This is a genomic window from Legionella sp. PATHC035 (assembly GCF_026191115.1).
GTDB lineage: Bacteria > Pseudomonadota > Gammaproteobacteria > Legionellales > Legionellaceae > Legionella.
Genome location: NZ_JAPHOT010000001.1, coordinates 1,637,497 through 1,659,073 on the forward strand (window position 1 = coordinate 1,637,497; position 21,577 = coordinate 1,659,073).

Below are 21,577 nucleotides of genomic sequence, written 5' to 3' on the forward strand. Positions count from 1 at the left end.
ATTAACAAACCTAAAAGGGTACATGCCTAATACAAATACAATATAGTAACCTAAGTTCAGGGAAGGACTTAACTCTAGAAAGTGATTGCTGATAAAACTATGTTTCCGAGTACTGCCTTGACTTTACTGGGCTACTTCTATTTTTTTAGTGCAGTTACAAATTATACATAATAAAAAACCCCATAAATGGGGTTCTTAATAAGTGGTAGCGGGGGCAGGATTTGAACCTACGACCTTCGGGTTATGAGCCCGACGAGCTACCAGGCTGCTCCACCCCGCGTCAACTGATGGGAAGTATACTGAGAGTCGGTACGCTTAGCAAGTACTTTCGTACAGATTATAAATAAATATTGTTCTGCATTACGAAAAACGGGGTTTTTCTAATGCAGAAACGTTATATTTACTTTTTAGGAACCAAAAGCATTGATACACGCCACAATTAGTGTGCCTGGAAAAATACCTAGATAAAGAAGTGACAAGCAATTTAAAGAAAATACTAAAGTATTCCCTTTATTCATAATAACTGGTTCGACTTGTGTTGGTTTGTCAAAATACATGATTTTAACAATTCGTAAATAATAATAAGCACCAATTACTGTAAAGAATAAACCTACTACGGCAATCCAGGTCATTTGTGCATCGACCAATGCTTTAAGTACAAGTAATTTAGCAAAAAAACCAACAGTGGGCGGAACTCCTGCCAAAGAAAACAAAATGATTAACATCATAAATGCTAACCATGGACTTCTTTTGTTGAGACCTTTCAAATCATCAACGTTATCAATTTCCATTCCTTGACTGGACATTAAAACAATCAAGCCAAAAGATGCTGCTGAAGTTATTGCATAGATCAAAATATAATAAAGGGCGGCAGAATACCCTGCGGCAGTCGCGGCTAAAATACCAAACAAAGCATATCCCATATGTGAAATCGCTGAATAGGCTAGCAGCCGTTTAATACTGTTTTGTACCACCGCGAATAAATTCCCTAAGCCAGTTGAAAGCAGTGTCATGACCAATAAGATTTGTTGCCATTGCGTGCTGACATCCACCAGGCCAATAGTTAATAATCTAAAAGTCATACCCACAGCAGCAATTTTGGGAGCAGCACTGATGAATAAGGTAACAGACGTCGGTGCTCCCTGATATACATCTGGAACCCACATATGAAAGGGAACTGCCGCTAATTTAAATGCAATTCCAGATAAGATAAACACGAGAGCAAAAACAACTAAGGTACTTTGCTGTTGCCAATTCGCGGCAATTGCATTAGCAACCTCCATTAAATCAAGTTTTCCAGTCGCACCATAAATTAGGGAAATTCCATATAAAAGCATTGCAGATGCAATTGAGCCCATTACAAAGTACTTCATTGCGGCTTCAGAAGCATCACTATCAGTTCGACGAATGGCAGTCATGGCATATAAAGGCAATGACAATAATTCCAAACCAAGGAAAATAGTCAACAGAGAATGTGCCGAAACAAGAAGCATCATCCCTAAAGTAGAAAACATTCCCAAAATGTAGTAATCCCCTGAAGGCATTTGACGCTCATCGATATAATTTTTTGAATAGATAAAGCTCAATAATACCGTCAGATAGATAAAGACTTTCATTAAATTGGCAACGTCATCACTAATAAACAGACCATGAAGAGTAATGACTTTATACATGCCGATATAAAGGAAGCTAACAACAGCAGCTAAAACTAAGCCAATACACGATATAATATAGGCTATTGATTTATACCGATGCCGTAAAAATAAATCAGCAAGCAGCGCAACACACGCTGCAACTAACACGATCATTTCCGGAAGGGCTACATGGATATTTTCAAGTAATGCTGTCATATTGATTAACCTTGATTACAATTTTGATTGACTTGCTAATGCTAGAGTATGGCTTACTGTTTGATGTATGTACTCTAACAATGGCTTAGGATAAACCCCCATAGCGATAACCATCAAAGCAAGTAGAACGTAAGCACTTAACTCAAAGCCCGAGAGGTCTTTTAATGCAGCAACCTTTTCATTTGCTACGGGACCGAAAATGACTCGTTTATACATCCAAAGATTATAGCCGGCTGCAGTAATTAGAGTCGTAGCAGCCCAAAATGTAATCCAAAAACCGGCCTTCATAGACCCTAAAATCACCATGAACTCACCAACAAAACCCGAGGTTCCTGGCAAACCGGCATTTGCCATACAAAACAGCATAAAGAAAGAGGCAAATATTGGCATGGTATTCACTATTCCGCCCATATCTGCCAAGCGGCGAGTATGCATGCGGTCATAAATATAACCTACACCGGCAAACAGTGCGCTTGAGACAAAGGCATGGGAGATCATGACTACTATCGCACCTTCTAATATCAGCCCCGCAGCACTCAACCCTGTTTGCTTGGCTATAGCAAAGATAGCAAAAGAGCCCAATGTTACAAATCCCATATGCGAAATAGAGGAGTAGGCAATCAGCCGCTTCATATCCTTTTGAATAATTGCCACTAGCGCAATGTAGACTATTGCAATTAAAGACAAGGCAATCATGACCCCTGCATAGCGACTGCATGCGTCTGGAACTATTGGTAATGAAAAACGAATAAATCCGTAAGCACCGAGCTTTAATAAAATTGCTGCCAGTACTACTGAACCGCCTGCAGGGGCTTCGGTATGTGCATCCGGCAACCAGGTGTGAACTGGGAACATTGGGATTTTAATTGCAAAACCAAGAAAAAAGGCAATAAAAATCAGTGTTTGTGCTGTCATTCCCAATTTAATCGAATAAAGTGCTTCGATATTAAACGTGCCTGCTATATAGCCCATATACAAAAAGCTAGCCAACATGAGCACTGACCCTAAGAAGGTATACAAGAAAAATTTTATGGCAGCATAAACACGGTTATCTGACCCCCATATTCCAATAATGAGGTACATAGGAATAAGCGTTGCTTCCCAGAAGACATAGAATAAAATTGCATCTAAAGCCGAGAAAACACCGACTAATAAACCTTGCATAATTAAAAATGCAGCTAAATATTGTGCCACCCTATTGGTAATACTTTCCCAGGTCGCCAAGATCACCACTAAATTGGTGAAAATACTCAGCACGATTAAGAGTAAAGACATCCCATCAATACCTAAGCTGTAGCTGATCCCCAAGGTAGGCATCCATTGAAATTCCTCCAGATATTGCATTCCCAATACTTTAGGATCAAAACCTGCAACCAGGGGGATACAAAGCAGCAAACAAAGTATTACAGTAAATAATGCCAAATAACGGGAAATATTCGGGCTCCGATCATCTCCAGCGAGAAGAACAAAAACACCGCCTATTACTGGCAACCAAATTAGTAAATTGAGCAAATAATGCATACCTTCACCCTATATTCAGCCGAGTATTAACCAGCATAAAAATCCAAGCAATCCAAAAACCATTACTGCTGCATAATGATACAGATAACCACTTTGTATAGCGCGACCTTTAGCTGAAAACCATCTAACCAGTCGACTGCTGCCGTTAACAAACATTCCATCGATGAGCTTTTGATCACCCAGACTGTAAAATACAGTTCCTATACCCTTAGAACCTTTCACAAAGAATAAGTTGTTAAATGCATCAAATCCATATTTATTAACAAGTATCTTATAAATGAGTGAAAATTTGCGTGCCAGATAACCTGGGATTGAGGGAACAGCAATATAACAAATCCATGCAACAGCAATCCCCGCTAAAGTTATCCAAAGGGTAAGTGAATAAACCGAATGCAACATACTTTCAAAAGGAGAAGTCACTTCATGAGCAAGCTCAGCCAAAACATTATGTTCAGGAAGAACAAACAAAGATGAACCTAAAATTGTCGGATTATCGTATAGCATTGGCATATACAGCACGTAACCCAAGATTATTGAAGGAATAGCAAGAAGAACGAGCGGCAACCATACGACCCATGGTGATTCATGAACATGACTCAAGGTATGCTCATCCATTCGTGGTTTACCATGAAAGGTCATAAATAGAGACCTAAAGGTATACAATGCGGTTACGCCGGCTCCAATAAGTACACAGAAATAGGCATAGCCACTTCCAGGTATATGGGATAATTGTGCCGCTTCGATAATAGTATCTTTTGAATAAAACCCTGCCAATGGTGGCAACGCACAGAGTGCCAGCGATCCAATCACATAGGTTACGTATGTGATCGGCATTTTGTTCCATAGGCCGCCCATTTTTCGCATATCTTGTTCATGATGCATGCCAATAATTACTGAACCAGCACCAAGGAATAAGAGCGCCTTAAAACATGCATGAGTGAGAAGGTGAAACATTCCTGCACTATATGCAGAGGCACCCATTCCAACCATCATATAACCTAATTGAGATAAGGTTGAATAGGCCACTACTCGCTTAATATCATTCATTACCAAAGCTAAAATGCCTGTAAACAGTGCACCCGTGGCACCAATCACTAACACCACGCTTAAGGCAGTAGTAGAAAATTCAATTAACGGTGAAATACGCGCAATCATAAATACGCCTGCGGTAACCATGGTTGCAGCGTGAATCAGTGCGGAAATAGGTGTTGGACCTTCCATTGACTCAGGTAACCATACATGCAGAGGGACTTGTGCAGACTTACCCATAGCCCCCACATATAAAGCCAAACAAATCACGGTCACTAAAGACCAAGGATGTCCATGAAATAACTCGATGCTTTGGCTTGATAAGTAACTTACGCTTTTAAACACCGTTTCATAATCGACGCTACCGGTATATGCGAAAACCAACGCAATACCTATTAGAAAACCGAAATCACCAACTCGATTTACAATAAATGCTTTGAGGCTACCTTCAATTGCTGACTCCTTTTGATACCAGAAGCCGATAAGGAGGTATGAAACAAGGCCTACACCCTCCCAGCCAAAGAACAATTGCAAAAAGTTATTTGCGCTGACCAGCATAAGCATCATAAAGGTAAATAAAGAGATGTAACTGAAAAAGCGTTGATATCCGTCATCATCTGCCATATACCCAATACTGTAGATATGTACCAGCAATGAGACAAAATTTACAGTTACCAGCATTACAACACTTAGGGGGTCAATCAAAAAACCTATATTAAATTCAAAAGGAAGGATTAAGCCACCGCTCGCCCAATGATAAAGAACCGAGCTTTCAGTTGGCATGGCACCAGAAAACAGTTGCCAAGCAACATACAGCGATACGACAAAAGAAATGGTGACACCAAGGATGGTAGCACTATGGGCCCCGACGCGTCCTATTTGATTACGGAGAAAGCCAGCAATTATGGAGCCCGCCAAGGGAGCTAAAACAATTATTAAACAAAGTTGTTGGATACTCACAATGTTAACCTTTTAAATGATTCATTTTATCTACGTCAATATTGCCTCTATTTCTATAAAGCAACATCACTATCGCTAATCCTATTGCTGCTTCTGCAGCAGCAACTGTTAAAATAAAAAAGACAAAAACCTGACCACTAATCTCACTATAGTAATGAGAAAATGCAATAAAATTAGTATTCACTGCAAGTAACATTAATTCGATACATACCAACAATAAGATGATGTTTCTACGATTCATCATTATGCCAATAAGACCAAACCCGAATAAAATCGCACCTAAAATCAGGTAATTATTAACCGGTATCATATAGAATTCCCCAACATTATTTTTCTGCTTTCATATTAATTAATTTAACCCGTTCATTTCGACTTGTCAGAATCTGTTGTTTCACATCCTGTCTCTTCGACTTTCTCGGACCTCTATGCACCAGGGTAATTGCAGAAATAATTGCAATAAGCAACAATGCAGCGGCAATCTCAAAAGCCAGTAAATAATCGGTATACAGAACCATACCCAAGGCTTCGGTATTTGATAATGGCTGTCCTGCGGTATTGTTTTGTGCCACATCAAGAAATTGAGAACTTTCAGTCGCGTTATTTTGTGTTTCAACATTGGACTTAAAGGTACCTGCTGGGATAGATACCATCAACAGTCCTGTTAATAACGCAACCAGAATCAAGCCAAAAGGTAAATAACGTTTGTAATGGTTTTTAATTACTTCTATGTCAATATTGAGCATCATGACCACGAAGAGGAACAGGGTCATCACTGCCCCCACATAAACCAGTACCAGAATCAAGGCAAGAAATTCTGCCTCTGCAAGTATCCATAAGATGGCACTGGCAAAAAAAGTAAGAACTAGGAATAAAACACTACGCACAGGGTTGTCTTGTATGATCACCATAAAGGCAGCACCGACTGCTATAGCCGCAAAAACATAAAAAATGATTGGAACTAATAATTCATGCATACTGTACCCCGTTATCGGTATTTTTCGTCAGCAGCTCGATCTGCTGCAAGTCTTGGCTCCAGCAAATCACCAAGTGCCAGGAGCTTTTCTTTAGTCATAATGTTCTGACCACGTTCGCTAATATGGTAGTGAAGTACTGGTGTAACTACTATGGAATCTACAGGGCAAGACTCTTCACATAAACCACAATTAATGCATTTAAAGACATCAATGTCATATCTCGTGGTTCGTCGAGATCCATCTTCCCGAGGCTCTGCTTCGATAGTGATTGCCAATGCAGGACAAACCGCTTCACATAATTTGCAGGCGATACAACGCTCTTCTCCATTAGGATAGCGACGTAAAGCCAGCGCCCCTCTAAAGCGAGGAGATATGGGTGTTTGTTCTTCAGGGAATTGAACTGTGGTCTTTTTCTTAAAAAAATATTTACCAGTTAATTTTAAACCCTGCAGTAATTCGATTAAAAGAAAACTGCGTACGTAGTATTTAATAAATTGATATGCTTTTTTCATCGGCTTCTCTATTAACCATTAAAACCAAGGTTTAACATGTGTAACGACCATGAGCGCAGTTACAATAATCCAAACAATGGTGACCGGAATGAGTACTTTCCAACCTAAGCGCATAAGTTGGTCATAACGATAACGAGGAAAAGTAGCTCTTATCCATAAATACACATACAGGAAAAAGCTCACTTTTACGAGTAACCAAACAAAGCCAGGTACTACAAAAAATATATTTTCTAAGAAGGGAATTCCTTCAAAAGGTGACATCCATCCGCCCATAAACATAATGCTAAGCAGTACAGAGACAAGAATCATGCTTGCATATTCAGATAAGAAGAATAATGCGAACCCTATCCCTGAATACTCCACATGGAAACCAGCTACGATTTCAGATTCGCCTTCAGCTAAATCGAAGGGCGCTCTATTGGTTTCGGCAATCCCAGCAATCCAGAATACAAAAAATAATGGAAGAAGAGGAATAAACCACCAGTGTAAAATTCCACCTCTTTGTGAGTTAACAATATCTGTGAAATTCATGCTTCCAGCAGCCAATAGCACGCCCACTAAAGCAAAACCCATGGCAATTTCATAAGATACAGTTTGCGCTGTGCTCCTTAGAGCACCAAACATTGCATATTTAGAGTTAGATGCCCAACCTGCAATCAGAACACCGTAGACTCCGAGCGAACTCATAGCAAAAACGTAAAGTACGCCTGCATTTATATTGGCGAGCACCATCCCCTCTTGAAAAGGAACAACCGCCCAACCAGCTAAAGCCGGAACCAATGCGAATAGCGGTGCGGCAATAAAAAGATATTTATTGGAGCGGGTAGGGATAATAATTTCTTTAGTGATTAATTTAATTAAATCCGCAATGGGTTGGAGCAATCCTCTTAAGCCAACGCGATTGGGTCCTATACGTGTTTGTATATACCCAATAACCTTACGCTCTGCGTAGATTAAATATGCAACACATAGTAGCAAAGGCACTACGATTACCAATATTTTAATGATGACCCAAATTAATATGCTAATATCTTGCAGCATTTTCTTACCTGCCTAGCGCTTAATAGTTATTGCAGCAAATGAATGACCTAAATCTACTGTTTCAGGCATCGCGTTTGCTACCCATACAACATCTGCCGCAATGCGTTCATCACGTTTCAGCGGCAATGTTATCTCAATATCTCCCTGAGATACAGTAGCAACATCTTCTAATTTCAATCGATCTGCTGTTAGAGGATTGATACGTATGCATGCTTGCTCAGCAGCTGCGCATAATTGCAGTTCTTTACTGTTTCTGACAATTGCATCGCAGCGATAGAGTGGCCACTCTCCTACTCGAACTAACGATTCATTCATCATAGGTAGGCTCTCAGGATAATAGGGTTTATATTCTTGCTCCATTGTGATTGCAACACTATTTTTAATTTCAGACAAAATATCTTCTGTTGACAAATAATCAAAGCCATCACAATGCAACAAATTACCTAATACTCTCAATATCTTCCATGCCGGCCTTGACTCTCCATAAGGAGTTAAAGCCCCCTTGACCGTTTGCCAACTATTATCAACATTAATGTAGGTTCCTGAGGTTTCAGCATAAGGAGCCATTGGTAAAATAACATCCGCATAGTCATGCATTGATTCGTGATTATAAGCAGACATTAATACGACAAACTCGGAAGCAAGCATTGATTGTCTTGCGCCATAAGGATTAGCAAAATCAAATCCAGGCTCTACTCCCATTAGGAAATATCCTTTAAGCTTGGCATTTAACGCAGCCTGTACATCCATGCCTGGAGCAGAATCAGCCTTTCCAGCGGTGGTACGATGGGGAACCATGCCTGCCATCCAAGCACCAGCTGTATTGGCACCATGAGTAAGGCGGAGCACTTTGGCACCGCTTAATTTTTCGATATGGGAAATTAAAGTACGGAGTAATGCGGCTTCAGGATGATTTTCACAAAGAGCCCCCGTAATTAAGCACGCTTTATTGTTTTTCAATGCTTTGGCAACCTTTTGAGTAGCCTTGTCTGGTTCAAGTCCTATTAATAATTTTTGTACTGGCGCGGGGAGCGTCTTGAGATCATCAGCAAGCGCTAAAGCAAGCTTTGCAAGTTGCATTGGCATTTCTAACGGTGACACAATGAAACGCTCGCTCAGATCGAAACGATATTCAAAATCTACTGGGTTTATGGCATAAATGTCGGCACCATTACGATAAGCCTTACGTACCCTTACCCCTGCAAGCGGAACTTCACGATCAATATTGCACCCAATCAACACAATCGTATTTTGTTGTTCTACCTCTGCATAAGTTAATGAACTTTTGGGGGTCGTAGGCTGAGTCTCTTGATCTCTAAAGTCTACTTGTTGCAATCGGTGATCTATATTATGGACACCTATGGCACGCATCAATTTTTGGAGTAAGTACATTTCTTCTAGTGTAGAAGAGCTTGATGCAAATGCTGCCACCTGTTCTGGACCGTTTTGTTTTATAACTCGTGCTAAGCCTTCGGCTGCAAATTTTAAAGCGGTTTCCCAATCTACGACTTCCCATTGGCCATTACGTTTAATTTGCGGCTGGCTTGCTCTTAATGAACTCTTTAAACCAAGGTAGCTAAATCGGTCTCGATCGGATAACCAGGTTTCATTAATTTGCTCATTCTCTTTAGGAACAACTCGCATTAACTCATTGCGGCGCGTATGTATATAGATATTAGAACCAAGGCAGTCATGGGGCGCGACGCCGTCATGCTGGGTAAGTTCCCAAGATCTAGCTGTAAAACGATATGGTTTTGATGTTAAAGCACCTACCGGGCACAGATCGATAATATTGCCAGAGACTTCTGATTTCATGCTGTGCTGGACATAAGTTCCAATTTGCATGTGTTCGCCACGACCGGTTGCACCCAACTCCCTCAATCCGGCTATTTCTTCGCCAAAGCGAACACAACGAGTACAATGAATGCAGCGAGTCATTTCGGTTGAAATCAGCTCACCTAAATTATCATCGTCTACTGAACGCTTTGTTTCAGTATATTCTGATGCATCTGCGCCATAACCCATCGATACATCTTGCAGCTCGCACTCACCGCCTTGATCGCAAATAGGACAATCCAGTGGGTGATTAATCAGGAGAAATTCCATAACCACTTTTTGAGAATGTAAGGCTTCTTTGGATTTAGTAAATACCTTCATTCCGTCAGTAATTGGAGTAGCACACGCAGGAACTGGCTTGCGGCCATTTTCTACTTCAACTAGGCACATGCGGCAGTTTGCAGCCACAGATAATTTTTTATGATAACAAAAACGTGGAATATGAATGCCGGCTTCATCGGCAACTTCAATAATCATCTTACCGTTTTCTGCTTCAAATGTTTTACCGTCGATTTCAATAGTAGTAGTCATGGTCAAACCTTTTAATTATGCTGCGACAATTGAGCGTTTATGCTTAACGAAATATTCAAATTCATCGCGGAAATGCTTAACAAAACTTTGTACAGGCCAAGCTGCTGCCTCACCTAATGCACAAATAGTGCGTCCTTCGATATTATTCGCAACATTGATTAATTTCTCTACATCCCCAGGTTCTCCATGACCTTCTTTAATACGATGTAATAATCGGACTAACCATCCGGTACCTTCGCGGCAAGGCGTGCATTGACCACAAGACTCATCCATATAGAATTCAGAAATACGGTATAAAGCATCAACCATACAGGTTGTTTCATCCATAATTATTACAGCACCTGAACCTAATCCTGAGCCTGCTTTTTGAATGCTGTCATAATCCATATCGAGTTCCATCATGACATCACCAGGCAACACCCGCATGGAAGTACCGCCGGGAATTACTGCTTTAATTTTTCGGCCTTTTATGACGCCGCCAGCTAGCTCAAGCAGTGTCTTAAATGGTGTTCCCAAAGGAATTTCATAATTGCCAGGTTTATTCACATGGCCACTAACACTAAAGCACTTAGTGCCACCATTATTTGGCTTACCTAATTTGAGAAACCACTCGCCGCCTTTTTCCATAATCACCGGTACAGAGGCAAAAGTTTCTGTATTATTTATCGTTGTCGGTTTGCCATATAAACCGTAATTCGCTGGAAATGGCGGTTTAAATCTTGGTTGACCTTTTTTTCCTTCCAAAGAGTTGAGCAGCGCAGTCTCTTCCCCACAAATATAGGCCCCCGCTCCCAAATGATTGTACAAATCAAAATCAACACCGGAACCTAAAATATTCTTACCGAGTAAGCCGGCTGCATAAGCTTCTTTTAATGCTGCTTCTGTACGCTCATAAGGCAACCAGAATTCACCGCGAATGTAGTTATAGCCTACAGTAGAACCCATGGTATATCCGGCAATTGCCATTCCTTCAATGAGTTGGTGTGGATTTAAGGTCAGTATTTCTCGGTCCTTACATGTACCTGGCTCACCTTCGTCGGAATTACAGACTACATATTTTTGCACAGGAGTATTACGGTTCATAAAACTCCACTTTAATCCCGTAGGGAATCCGGCACCGCCTCGTCCGCGCAATGCAGAAGTTTTTAATTCATCAATAATCGATTGTGGAGAAGTTTGTTCTTTTAATATTTTTCTCCAAGCGCTGTATCCGCCAACACTTTCATAAGCAGATAGTGTCCAGGGCTCTGGTAGATGAAATGTTCGATAACAAACTTGATTTAGTTCAACCACGGCAACCACCTCTATCTTTTTATTGGTATTGTTCCAATACTTTATCTATAGATTCAGGAGTCAGATTCTCATGATAATCCTTGTCCACTTGCATCATTGGTGCGTTAACACAAGCACCTAAGCATTCAACAGATCTTAAGGTAAAACGCCCATCATCTGTAGTTTGACCTAATTTAATGCCTAATTTTTTCTCTAAATGCTCAACCACTGCAGCTGAGTCTCGCAGCATACATGAAATATTTGTACACACATTAATTGAATGTCTGCCTACCTGTTTGAGTTCATACATTGTATAGAAACTGGCAACCTCGTAAACAGCAATAGCCGGCATATCAAGATAATCAGCTACAGCATCCATTAATTCTGTACTTAGGTGGCCATGTTCCTCTTGGACGATTCTCAATGCGCTCATTACCGCAGATTGCTTTTGATCCTGTGGATATTTTGCTATCCAATGATCTATGTCCTTTATTCTTTGAGCTGACACCAATTGATTTAATATTTTTGCTGAATTATCAGACATTTCTTAAAACCTTTTTAAATTGTAATTTTCTGGAACATCTTTCAACGATTATCAAAAATGATATTCCACAAATTAACGATCGATTTCACCAAATACTATATCCTGGCTCGCCAAAATTGCGACACCATCAGCGATCATATGTCCTCTTGTCATCGCATCGTAGCTGGACAGATGCGCAAATCCAGGAGCACGAATTTTCATTCTATAGGGTTTATTAGCACCATCAGATACCATATAGATACCAAATTCACCTTTAGGTGCCTCAACAGCACTATACACTTCTCCAGCTGGCAAACAAAAACCTTCCGTGAACAGTTTAAAGTGATGGATTAAGGCTTCCATATCTTCTTTCATTTCAACGCGGCGCGGCGGGGTAATCTTATGATCATCAATGCGAACCGGACCAGGATTTGCTTTAAGCCATTCAATACATTGTCTGACGATACGATTAGACTGCCTTAACTCTTCTACGCGAACCAAATAACGATCATAGCAGTCACCAGTTTTACCTACTGGAATATCAAAATCCACACGATCATAGGCAGCATAACTCTGTTTCTTGCGCAGATCCCATGCAACTCCAGAACCACGAAGCATTGGGCCGGTAAAACCCCATTGTAAGGCCTCTTCGGGAGAAACGATACCGATATCTACGGTACGTTGTTTCCATATTCTATTGTCTGTTAACAATGTTTCATATTCATCGACACAATGAGAGAAACGCTCGGTAAATGCCCATAGAAAATCAAGCAAAGTTCCACTTCGATCTTCATTTAGTTTTTCAATTTCGCGTTCATTATGCCATCTTGATGCTTTGTATTGAGGCATAGTGTCTGGCAAATCACGAGCAACCCCGCCAGGTCGATAATATTTAGCATGCATACGAGCCCCTGATACGGCTTCATAGCAATCAAAAAGGTCCTCGCGCTCTCTGAAACAATACAAAAATACAGTCATTGCTCCAATATCTAATGCAATAGCACCTAACCATAGCAGATGATTCAAAATTCGAGTTATTTCATCAAACATAGTGCGAATGTACTGAGCACGAATTGGCGCCTCAATACCTAAAAGCTTCTCTATAGCTCGTACGTAGGCGTGCTCATTACACATCATAGACACATAATCCAGTCTATCCATATAACCGATCGATTGGAGATAAGGCTTTGTCTCTGCCAATTTTTCTGTTGCTCTATGCAGTAAGCCTATATGGGGATCTGCGCGAACAATCGTTTCGCCTTCAAGCTCAAGAACTAAACGCAATACACCATGTGCTGCTGGATGTTGTGGACCGAAGTTTAGAGTGTAATTCTTTAATTCAATCATTTTTTGCCCCTTTTATCACCAATATATCGGTTATCTTCGCGGATAACCTTGGGCACCAAAACTCTGGGCTCGATATCTACAGGTTCATAGATAACTTTTTCGAGTTTTGCGTCATAGCGCATTTCAACATGACCACTCAGCGGGAAATCTTTACGGAATGGGTGTCCGATAAATCCATAATCAGTCAATATGCGTCTTAAATCAGGATGTCCTTCAAACAAAATACCAAATAAGTCATAAGCCTCACGCTCAAACCAATTCGCACCCTTCCACAAATCATGTACAGAAGGAACAATCAGATGAGACTCATCTACAAATACTTTTACACGTAAACGATGATTTTTTTTGGTCGAAAGTAAATGGTAAACTACGGCAAAACGGGGTCTGTCTAAAGTATACGCTTTAGTTTCTTGGCGTTCCACACCTCGAGAGAAGCCGCTTCCTGTTGCAGATTCTGTTTCCCAATCATATTCACCATAGAGCAGGTAATCTACAGCACAAAGATCTATAAGCTGATCAAAACAAAATGCGTCCAGATCACGCAATTCCAACATCATTGCTTTTAAAGTTGTTATACCACACTCAATAGTTACTTCGTCATAAGCGACAGTAATTTCATTAATATGGCTTGATAATTCACTTTTGAGTTGTTCAACCAAAGAATCATTTTTTGTCATCTATTTGCACCTTTGATGATCTTAAGCTTCTAAGACTTTTTTATGCCTGATTTTGTTCTGCAATTGAATAATGCCATACAGCAATGCTTCTGCAGTTGGAGGACAACCTGGCACGTATACATCTACTGGAACGATACGATCACACCCTCGAACTACTGAGTAGGAGTAATGATAATATCCTCCACCGTTCGCACAAGAACCCATAGAGATAACCCACCGAGGGTCGGGCATTTGATCATACACTTTACGTAAAGCAGGAGCCATTTTATTGCATAAGGTACCGGCAACTATCATTACATCGGATTGACGTGGACTGGGACGGAAAATAATACCGAATCGATCCAAGTCATAACGTGCCGCACCAACGTGCATCATTTCTACTGCACAACATGCTAATCCAAAAGTCATAGGCCACATAGAACCACTACGTGCCCATCCGAGAAGTTTCTCGACTGAAGTCGTTACAAAGCCACTTTTTTGCAATTCTGCAACCGCCATAGCTAGCCTCTAAGCAGATAATTATTAATAAAAAATCACCTCTGACTGCTTCTTCTCGATTGAAGTTGCGTTCAGAAGTGAATTTGGAACCTGTTTACAACGCTACTGTCTTGATTATCGCGCATCGATTTTTAAATATGTTTCTGTTTAATTAAAAATCTGGCGATAGGCTCAATCTCGCGTACTGTCAACAAGCCCTACTTCGCACTCTTATTATCTATTCCCACTCGAGTGCGCCACGTTTCCATTCATAAATAAAACCAATAACCAATAATCCTAAAAATAACATCATTCCAGCAAAACCAAACCAGCCGATTTTGCGTAAAACTAATGCCCATGGAAAGAAAAATGCTGTTTCCAAATCAAAAATAATAAATAGTATAGCGACTAGATAAAAACGAACATCAAATGGGATGTGTGAATTTTCAAAAGCTCCAAATCCACATTCATAGGGAGAATTCTTGGCACTATCAGGCTTATGCTTTGAAAATAAGGCGCCTGCCCCAATCATTGCGATGCCTAATGCCAATCCGACAATTATGAAAATAAGAACAGGTAAATATTGAGATAGCATTTTTTCACCTTGCACGGATTAAAATGGTGCCGAAGGCCGGACTCGAACCGGCACGGCTTTCGCCACCGCCCCCTCAAGACGGCGTGTCTACCAATTCCACCACTTCGGCATATTCTTTTTTGGGACTGTTAACTGTTTCACTTCTTGGCTCATCTGCTTTAATTTCTGCACTTTAGTGTTCAAAATTTAAGCTATTTTAGCCGGACAAGTATAACGTGAACAAGCTCCATTAACTCTGTTAATAACCCTTGGGCTACGCGCTTCAGCGCAGCTCAAGAAATCTTATTTATTCTTTTTACTGTTATCTACTGGCACTGGAATTGAATTCGCAGGTGCACTAGTTTGCTGAGGAATTACTTGTTGCTCTGCTTTTTGATATTGCACAGACACTAAGTAAGATAACAATAAACTGGTGACAAAAAAGGTCAATGCTAAGCCACCTGTTAGTTTAAATAAAAATCCACCTGTTCCTTGGCTTCCGAATAATGTATTTGAAGCCCCAGATCCAAAAGCGGCACCGATATCAGCGCCTTTGCCATGTTGGATAAGAACTAAGCCTATTAAAACCACAGCAACGATTACATGAATCATTAATATCAATTGATACATTTCACAATTTCCACAAACTGTTTCGCCTTCAGCGATGCACCACCTACCAAACCACCATCAACATCTGGCATGGTAAATAATGCCTTGGCATTATTTTCATTTACACTTCCTCCATAGAGAAGTGATAAATGTTCGGCATCGCTATCATTAATCTCTGCAACCAGTTTTCTTATAAACTGATGTACTTCTTGCGCTTGTTCTGGTGACGCAGTTTTTCCTGTGCCTATCGCCCAAACCGGTTCATAAGCTACAACACAATCACGAAAACAATTTTTATCATGTTCGCTTACTGCGAGCAATTGCTTAGCAATCACTTGCTCTGTTTGCCCTGCTTCACGTTCTTTTAGCGTTTCACCTACGCAAAGAACCGGTATCATACCATGTTCTTTTACATGGTGGAATTTTTGTGCCACAAAATTTTCATCTTCGTGAAAACAGTGCCTTCTCTCAGAATGTCCAACCAATACATAGCGACAGTTGAAATCCTTTAGCATTGGTGCTGATATCTCCCCAGTATACGCTCCAAAATCTTTTGGATACACATTCTGGGCACCTATTTCAATTTTACAATCAGCAAGTATATCTCGAACCGTCGGGATATAAACAGCTGGTGGCATTACAATAACTCGGAGCCCATTAATAGTGTCCAGTAATTCTCTAAGCTCTTTACTTAGTTGAATCACCTGCTGCAGCTGTCCATTCATCTTCCAGTTGCCAGCAACTATCTTATGTCTCATCTATGCCCCCTCGCTTTCAATTGCGGACTATACCCAAAGTCATTGCTGATGTGTAGCCCTAAAGCGATTTTTTTATTTAAAGGTTTAGCAGATAAAAAGTCTATCCGACCTTTTTTATTACTGAAAACCCAAATTTCTCTCAATTTGACTTATATCCTCACATAGCTTTTGCGCATGCTGTCTTACTCTAGATTCATCCATGCCTTCTACCATAACACGCAATAAGGGCTCGGTACCTGAGGGCCTGAGTAAGACTCTTCCTTCTCCATTTAAGCTTGACTCCAAAGCCCTAACAACTTCGATCACTTGTGTATGTTCCGCAAGTAAGGTAGCGTAATTGGTTTTTAAATTAACTAAGCTTTGCGGCAGTAAATTAATCCCTTCAATGAGCTGCTCCAGTGATTTACCCTGTTTTACCATAATTGAAAGTACTTGTAAGGCAGCTACGATCCCATCACCTGTAGTGGTTTTATCCAAACAGACAATATGACCGGAGGTTTCACCACCAATTTTCCAATCTTTTTCTCGTAAAGCCTCCAATACATAGCGGTCGCCGACCCGTGTTCTTACGAAAGGAATGCCTAAACTTTTAATTGCAATTTCCAGACCATAGTTGCTCATTTGAGTACCAACTACACCGCCATTTAAGACACCACGCTGATGTCTATCTTTAGCAATAATATAAAGGATCTGATCTCCATCAATTAAACGACCATTAGCGTCGATTAACACCACACGATCGCCATCGCCATCTAAGCCAATGCCAATATCTGCCCCCGTGCTCACAACTTTTTGCCTTAAAAGTTCAGGACACGTTGAGCCGCAATCTTCATTGATATTGAAACCATCAGGACGATTGCCTATGGAGATCACTTGCGCACCTAGCTCAGAAAAAACATTAGGTGCAATGTGATAAGTCGCCCCATTGGCACAATCAACTACAATTTTTAAGCCAGATAGTCGTGTTAATGATGGAATAGTGGATTTACAAAACTCGATATAACGTCCGCTTGCGTCATTAATTCGCGTTGCCTTACCTAAATTTTGTGAAGGCACTGTTTGCATTTTCTTGTCCAGTTCTGCTTCAATTGCCAACTCAACACTATCGGGTAACTTCCCCCCCTCTGAGGAAAAAAACTTAATCCCATTATCTTCAAACAGGTTATGAGATGCACTAATCACAATCCCTGCATTTGCCCTCAGTGTTTGGGTCAGATAAGCTATAGCAGGCGTTGGCATCGGTCCTAACAAAGCGACGTCGACGCCAGCAGCTGAGAGTCCTGCTTCTAAAGCAGACTCTAACATGTAACCTGATACCCTTGTATCTTTTCCAATAACTACTTTTTTGCGATGACCATTAGCCAGTACGCGGCCAACCGCCCAGCCTAATTTCAACACAAATTCAGGGTTAATATTGGACAACCCTACATGCCCCCGTATTCCATCAGTACCAAAATATTTACGTTGACTCATCCTTAACCACCTTCTTATTAAGAATTTATAGCTCGCGTGAGCTGCTAAACGCCCGCTTTACCAATCATGGTGATCATATGCAACGCTTGATTTGTTTCATCTACATCATGCGTTCTTATGATACTCGCACCTTTCAATGCTGCATAAACTGCGACCGCTATACTTCCTATTAACCGCTCACCCACCTCTTTAGCAAGTACTGCTCCAATTGTGCTTTTACGTGAAACCCCTAAAAGCAGCGGCATTGCAAATGTTGCAAAGCTATCAAGATTTTTGACTAAGAGCAAATTATCTTGTACTTGTTTTCCAAATCCAAAGCCTGGATCTAGGATTATATTTGTATTTTTGATCCCTACGCGCGCGCACTCAGCAATACGTTCTGAAAAGAACTGAGTCACCTCACTAAGCACACCCTGTGGATAATAGGGCTGGTGTTGCATGTTGTGGGGCTCTCCCTGCATGTGCATCAAGCAAACAGGAACTGCAAGTTTCGCCGCCATCTCAAGCGCTCCTGGGCTACGTAAAGCATAAACATCATTAATTATGTTAGCGCCTGCGGACACCGCAGCTTCCATTACTTCGGGTTTATTTGTATCAATTGAGATACAAACATCTGAATTAGCACGGATTTGTTCGATAACAGGAATAACACGATTTAATTCTGCATCTATTGGGACAGGCTGTGCTCCTGGTCGAGTTGATTGTCCACCAATATCAATTAAATCAGCTCCTTGGCTAATTAAGTGAAATGCATGTTCACACGCCCTACCTAGAGATAGAAATTTGCCTCCATCAGAAAAAGAATCTGGAGTGACATTCAATATACCCATAATGAGCGGTTTTTCTGGGAAATTTTTTAAGATAGGTTGGCGTTCAAGCCAACCTGAAAATTGCTTTATGTTCACCTGCTTCTCTCACTAATGGTATCAGTGCTCTTCAGCAGGATTTACAATCACTTCATGCTCCGATGGCTTTTCTGGCGAGTTATTTACCACTTCGGCACCATCTAAAGGTTTAGATGAACCCCAATCTTCTGGAGGAGAAGGCTCCTTACCGGACATAATTTCTTGTATTTGCTTGAAGTCTATAGTTTCGTATTTAATTAGGCTTTGAGCCATTAAGTGCAACTTATCCATATTCGAAACCAAAATTTCCTTGGCGCGTTTATAATTTCTATCGATAATTGCACGTACTTCATCATCAATCTGTTGCGCCGTTCTATCTGACATTTCCTTATGTTTATTCATTGAACGACCTAAAAATACTTCCTCTTCTTCTTCACCAAAAGTAAGCGGCCCCAAAGTTGATAAGCCCCAACTCGTGACCATTTTACGCGCGATTTCAGTGGAACGCATAATGTCATTTGACGCCCCGGTGGTCACGCTATCCACACCAAAGATAAGTTCTTCTGCAATCCGGCCACCAAATAAACTTGATAATTGGCTTTCCAGACGTCGTTTACTGTGACTGTATCTATCTTGTTCTGGTAAGAACATCGTCACACCAAGAGCACGGCCTCGTGGAATTATGGAGACTTTATAAACAGGATCATGCTCTGGGACACTTAATCCCACAATCGCATGACCTGCTTCATGGTATGCAGTCAGCTTTTTCTCATTATCATCCATCACCATCGAGCGCCGTTCAGCCCCCATCATGATTTTATCTTTTGCTTTATCCAGCTCTATCATGCTGACTTTACGTTTATTAGCCCGCGCGGCAAATAAAGCGGCTTCGTTCACAAGATTTGCTAAATCTGCTCCTGAGAACCCTGGAGTACCTCGAGCAATTGCCATAATGTCCACATTGCCATCTACTGGAACTTTTTGCAAATGCACTCTTAATATTTGTTCTCGGCCGCGAATATCCGGTAAAGGAACTACAACTTGGCGATCAAATCGGCCTGGACGTAATAATGCAGGGTCCAAAACATCCGGACGGTTGGTTGCTGCAACAACAATGACCCCTTCACTGCCTTCAAAACCATCCATTTCAACGAGCAATTGGTTTAGCGTTTGTTCACGTTCATCATGACCTCCGCCAAGACCAGCACCACGGTGGCGACCTACGGCATCGATCTCATCTATGAAAATAATGCAGGGCGCGTGTTTTTTAGCTTGTTCAAACATATCACGAACACGAGATGCACCAACACCTACAAACATTTCAACAAAATCAGAACCTGAAATGGTGAAGAAGGGTACCTTAGCTTCCCCTGCAACAGCTCGAGCTAAAAGAGTTTTACCGGTTCCAGGAGAACCAACTAGTAATACACCGCGGGGAATACGTCCCCCCAGATTTTGGAATTTGGTAGGGTCGCGTAAAAAATCAACTAATTCTTTAACTTCTTCTTTCGCTTCGTCGACTCCAGCAACATCTGCAAAAGTTACTTTGACTTGATCCTCACCAAGCAAGCGTGCACGTGAACGACCAAAAGACATTGCCCCTCGACCACCCCCGCCTTGCATCTGGCGCATGAAAAAAACCCATACCCCAATTAAAAGCAACATGGGGAACCAGTTGATAAACAAATGGAGTAAGAAGCTTTCTTGTTGCTTTTCTTGGCCACTTACATCGACTTTGCTTTTCAATAATTCACCAAGCAAAGCGTTATCTTGCATCGGCATGTAGGTAACAAAACGTTTGTTATTTTTCGTCATCCCTTTGATGATTTTATCATCCTCAATGGTGACTGAATTAACCATACCTTGATCGACTTCTTTCAAAAACTGGCTGTAAGAGAGTTTCTCAGCGACCGAGTTTCGAGGGCCGAAATTACTGAAAACTGAAACAAGCACAATTGCTATAATCAGCCATAAAAATAAATTCTTAACCATGTCGTTCAAAGTATTAACCTCGTTAGTGACGTACAGCTTTATTTTATGATCGAATTCCTTTAGATCATAAAGTTACTATAAATTGTATCCCTTTGCCAGCAAATAGGTTTCTTTTGAGCGAGCTCGGGAAGCTAAAGGCTTCCGAATCACGACTTTCTCAAAAGAAGCTCTCGCCTGTTTTACTAAATCATCAAAGCCAACCCCATGAAAGATTTTAATCAGCATGGACCCACCAGGCTTTAACATTTTTTCCGCAAAATCAAAAGCCAGTTCCACCAGATACATGGCCCGGGGAATATCAATCGCAGCGGAGCCACTCATATTTGGGGCCATATCTGATAATAACAAGTCAACACTGCGCTGTGGAATCAGATCCATCAGTTTTTGCAACACTTCATCTTCTCGAAAATCACCGAGAATAACATCGACATCAGGTAAAGCATCCATAGGCAATATATCCAAAGCGATGATGCGGCCGCGCCCTTGTAACCGTTGAGATACATACTGAGTCCACCCTCCAGGAGCCGCCCCTAGATCAACTACAGTCATCCCGGGTTTAAGTAATGACTCTTTCTCGTCAACTTCTTTTAACTTGTATACGGCACGACTACGATAGCCCTCTGCTTGTGCTTTTTTTACATAAACATCATCAAAGTGCTCTTGCAACCACCGTTTACTGCTTTTAGTACGCTTCATAAATTTTTTTATGAGTATCAATTAGACCTATGATACTGAATTTCACTACCTTTTCCCAGCAAAACGTGCAATAATTTGCC

At 41.0% G+C, this 21,577-nt stretch carries 20 protein-coding genes and 2 tRNA genes; all 22 read right to left on the reverse strand.

Going from position 1 to position 21,577, the window contains the following annotated elements; all coding sequences use genetic code 11:
- Positions 1–203: 203 nt before the first annotated feature.
- Positions 204–280 (reverse strand) — tRNA-Met (locus OQJ13_RS07270).
- 127 nt (positions 281–407) lie between these two features.
- Positions 408–1,850, reverse strand: a complete 1,443-nt coding sequence (nuoN, locus tag OQJ13_RS07275; protein WP_265710206.1) for an NADH-quinone oxidoreductase subunit NuoN — start codon at positions 1,848–1,850, stop codon at positions 408–410.
- A 15-nt stretch (positions 1,851–1,865) separates the two neighbouring features.
- Positions 1,866–3,371 (reverse strand): complex I subunit 4 family protein, encoded by a 1,506-nt coding sequence (locus OQJ13_RS07280; protein WP_265710208.1) that lies wholly within the window; start codon positions 3,369–3,371, stop codon positions 1,866–1,868.
- A gap of 15 nt (positions 3,372–3,386) precedes the next feature.
- A complete protein-coding gene (gene nuoL, locus OQJ13_RS07285; protein ID WP_265710210.1) occupies positions 3,387–5,360 on the reverse strand; it encodes an NADH-quinone oxidoreductase subunit L in 1,974 nt (657 codons plus the stop codon).
- Between the two features lie 4 nt (positions 5,361–5,364).
- Entirely contained in the window at positions 5,365–5,670 is a 306-nt protein-coding gene (nuoK, locus tag OQJ13_RS07290) for an NADH-quinone oxidoreductase subunit NuoK (protein ID WP_028381747.1), read from the reverse strand.
- A gap of 16 nt (positions 5,671–5,686) precedes the next feature.
- A complete protein-coding gene (locus OQJ13_RS07295; RefSeq protein ID WP_265710211.1) occupies positions 5,687–6,334 on the reverse strand; it encodes an NADH-quinone oxidoreductase subunit J in 648 nt (215 codons plus the stop codon).
- 11 nt (positions 6,335–6,345) lie between these two features.
- Complete coding sequence (gene nuoI, locus OQJ13_RS07300; RefSeq protein ID WP_028381745.1) at positions 6,346–6,846, reverse strand: NADH-quinone oxidoreductase subunit NuoI; 501 nt, start codon at positions 6,844–6,846, stop codon at positions 6,346–6,348.
- 18 nt (positions 6,847–6,864) lie between these two features.
- Positions 6,865–7,887, reverse strand: a complete 1,023-nt coding sequence (nuoH, locus tag OQJ13_RS07305) for an NADH-quinone oxidoreductase subunit NuoH (protein ID WP_028381744.1) — start codon at positions 7,885–7,887, stop codon at positions 6,865–6,867.
- 12 nt (positions 7,888–7,899) lie between these two features.
- On the reverse strand, positions 7,900–10,254 hold the full coding sequence (nuoG, locus tag OQJ13_RS07310) for an NADH-quinone oxidoreductase subunit NuoG (protein WP_265710212.1): 2,355 nt from the start codon (positions 10,252–10,254) through the stop codon (positions 7,900–7,902).
- Between the two features lie 15 nt (positions 10,255–10,269).
- Positions 10,270–11,547: an NADH-quinone oxidoreductase subunit NuoF gene (gene nuoF / locus OQJ13_RS07315; protein WP_028381742.1), complete on the reverse strand. Its 1,278-nt coding sequence runs from the start codon at positions 11,545–11,547 to the stop codon at positions 10,270–10,272.
- A 19-nt stretch (positions 11,548–11,566) separates the two neighbouring features.
- Positions 11,567–12,070, reverse strand: a complete 504-nt coding sequence (nuoE, locus tag OQJ13_RS07320) for an NADH-quinone oxidoreductase subunit NuoE (protein ID WP_028381741.1) — start codon at positions 12,068–12,070, stop codon at positions 11,567–11,569.
- A 72-nt stretch (positions 12,071–12,142) separates the two neighbouring features.
- A complete protein-coding gene (locus OQJ13_RS07325; protein WP_265710215.1) occupies positions 12,143–13,396 on the reverse strand; it encodes an NADH-quinone oxidoreductase subunit D in 1,254 nt (417 codons plus the stop codon).
- Positions 13,393–14,073: an NADH-quinone oxidoreductase subunit C gene (locus OQJ13_RS07330; RefSeq protein WP_265710216.1), complete on the reverse strand. Its 681-nt coding sequence runs from the start codon at positions 14,071–14,073 to the stop codon at positions 13,393–13,395. Before OQJ13_RS07330 ends, OQJ13_RS07325 begins: the two co-directional genes overlap by 4 nt.
- 21 nt (positions 14,074–14,094) lie before the next feature.
- Positions 14,095–14,571 (reverse strand): NuoB/complex I 20 kDa subunit family protein, encoded by a 477-nt coding sequence (locus OQJ13_RS07335; protein ID WP_028381738.1) that lies wholly within the window; start codon positions 14,569–14,571, stop codon positions 14,095–14,097.
- 217 nt (positions 14,572–14,788) lie between these two features.
- Positions 14,789–15,145, reverse strand: coding sequence for an NADH-quinone oxidoreductase subunit A (locus OQJ13_RS07340; RefSeq protein WP_028381737.1), 357 nt, complete (start codon positions 15,143–15,145; stop codon positions 14,789–14,791).
- Positions 15,146–15,169: 24 nt separating this feature from the next.
- Positions 15,170–15,254: transfer RNA gene (locus OQJ13_RS07345), tRNA-Leu, on the reverse strand.
- A 173-nt stretch (positions 15,255–15,427) separates the two neighbouring features.
- Positions 15,428–15,754, reverse strand: coding sequence for a preprotein translocase subunit SecG (gene secG, locus OQJ13_RS07350; RefSeq protein WP_028381736.1), 327 nt, complete (start codon positions 15,752–15,754; stop codon positions 15,428–15,430).
- Positions 15,742–16,491, reverse strand: a complete 750-nt coding sequence (tpiA, locus tag OQJ13_RS07355; protein WP_265710217.1) for a triose-phosphate isomerase — start codon at positions 16,489–16,491, stop codon at positions 15,742–15,744. Before tpiA ends, secG begins: the two co-directional genes overlap by 13 nt.
- 117 nt (positions 16,492–16,608) lie before the next feature.
- Entirely contained in the window at positions 16,609–17,964 is a 1,356-nt protein-coding gene (gene glmM / locus OQJ13_RS07360) for a phosphoglucosamine mutase (RefSeq protein ID WP_265710219.1), read from the reverse strand.
- A 44-nt stretch (positions 17,965–18,008) separates the two neighbouring features.
- Positions 18,009–18,869, reverse strand: a complete 861-nt coding sequence (folP, locus tag OQJ13_RS07365; RefSeq protein ID WP_265710220.1) for a dihydropteroate synthase — start codon at positions 18,867–18,869, stop codon at positions 18,009–18,011.
- Positions 18,870–18,890: 21 nt separating this feature from the next.
- On the reverse strand, positions 18,891–20,801 hold the full coding sequence (ftsH, locus tag OQJ13_RS07370) for an ATP-dependent zinc metalloprotease FtsH (protein WP_265711908.1): 1,911 nt from the start codon (positions 20,799–20,801) through the stop codon (positions 18,891–18,893).
- Between the two features lie 75 nt (positions 20,802–20,876).
- Positions 20,877–21,497, reverse strand: coding sequence for a 23S rRNA (uridine(2552)-2'-O)-methyltransferase RlmE (gene rlmE, locus OQJ13_RS07375; protein ID WP_265710221.1), 621 nt, complete (start codon positions 21,495–21,497; stop codon positions 20,877–20,879).
- Between the last annotated feature and the right edge of the window lie 80 nt (positions 21,498–21,577).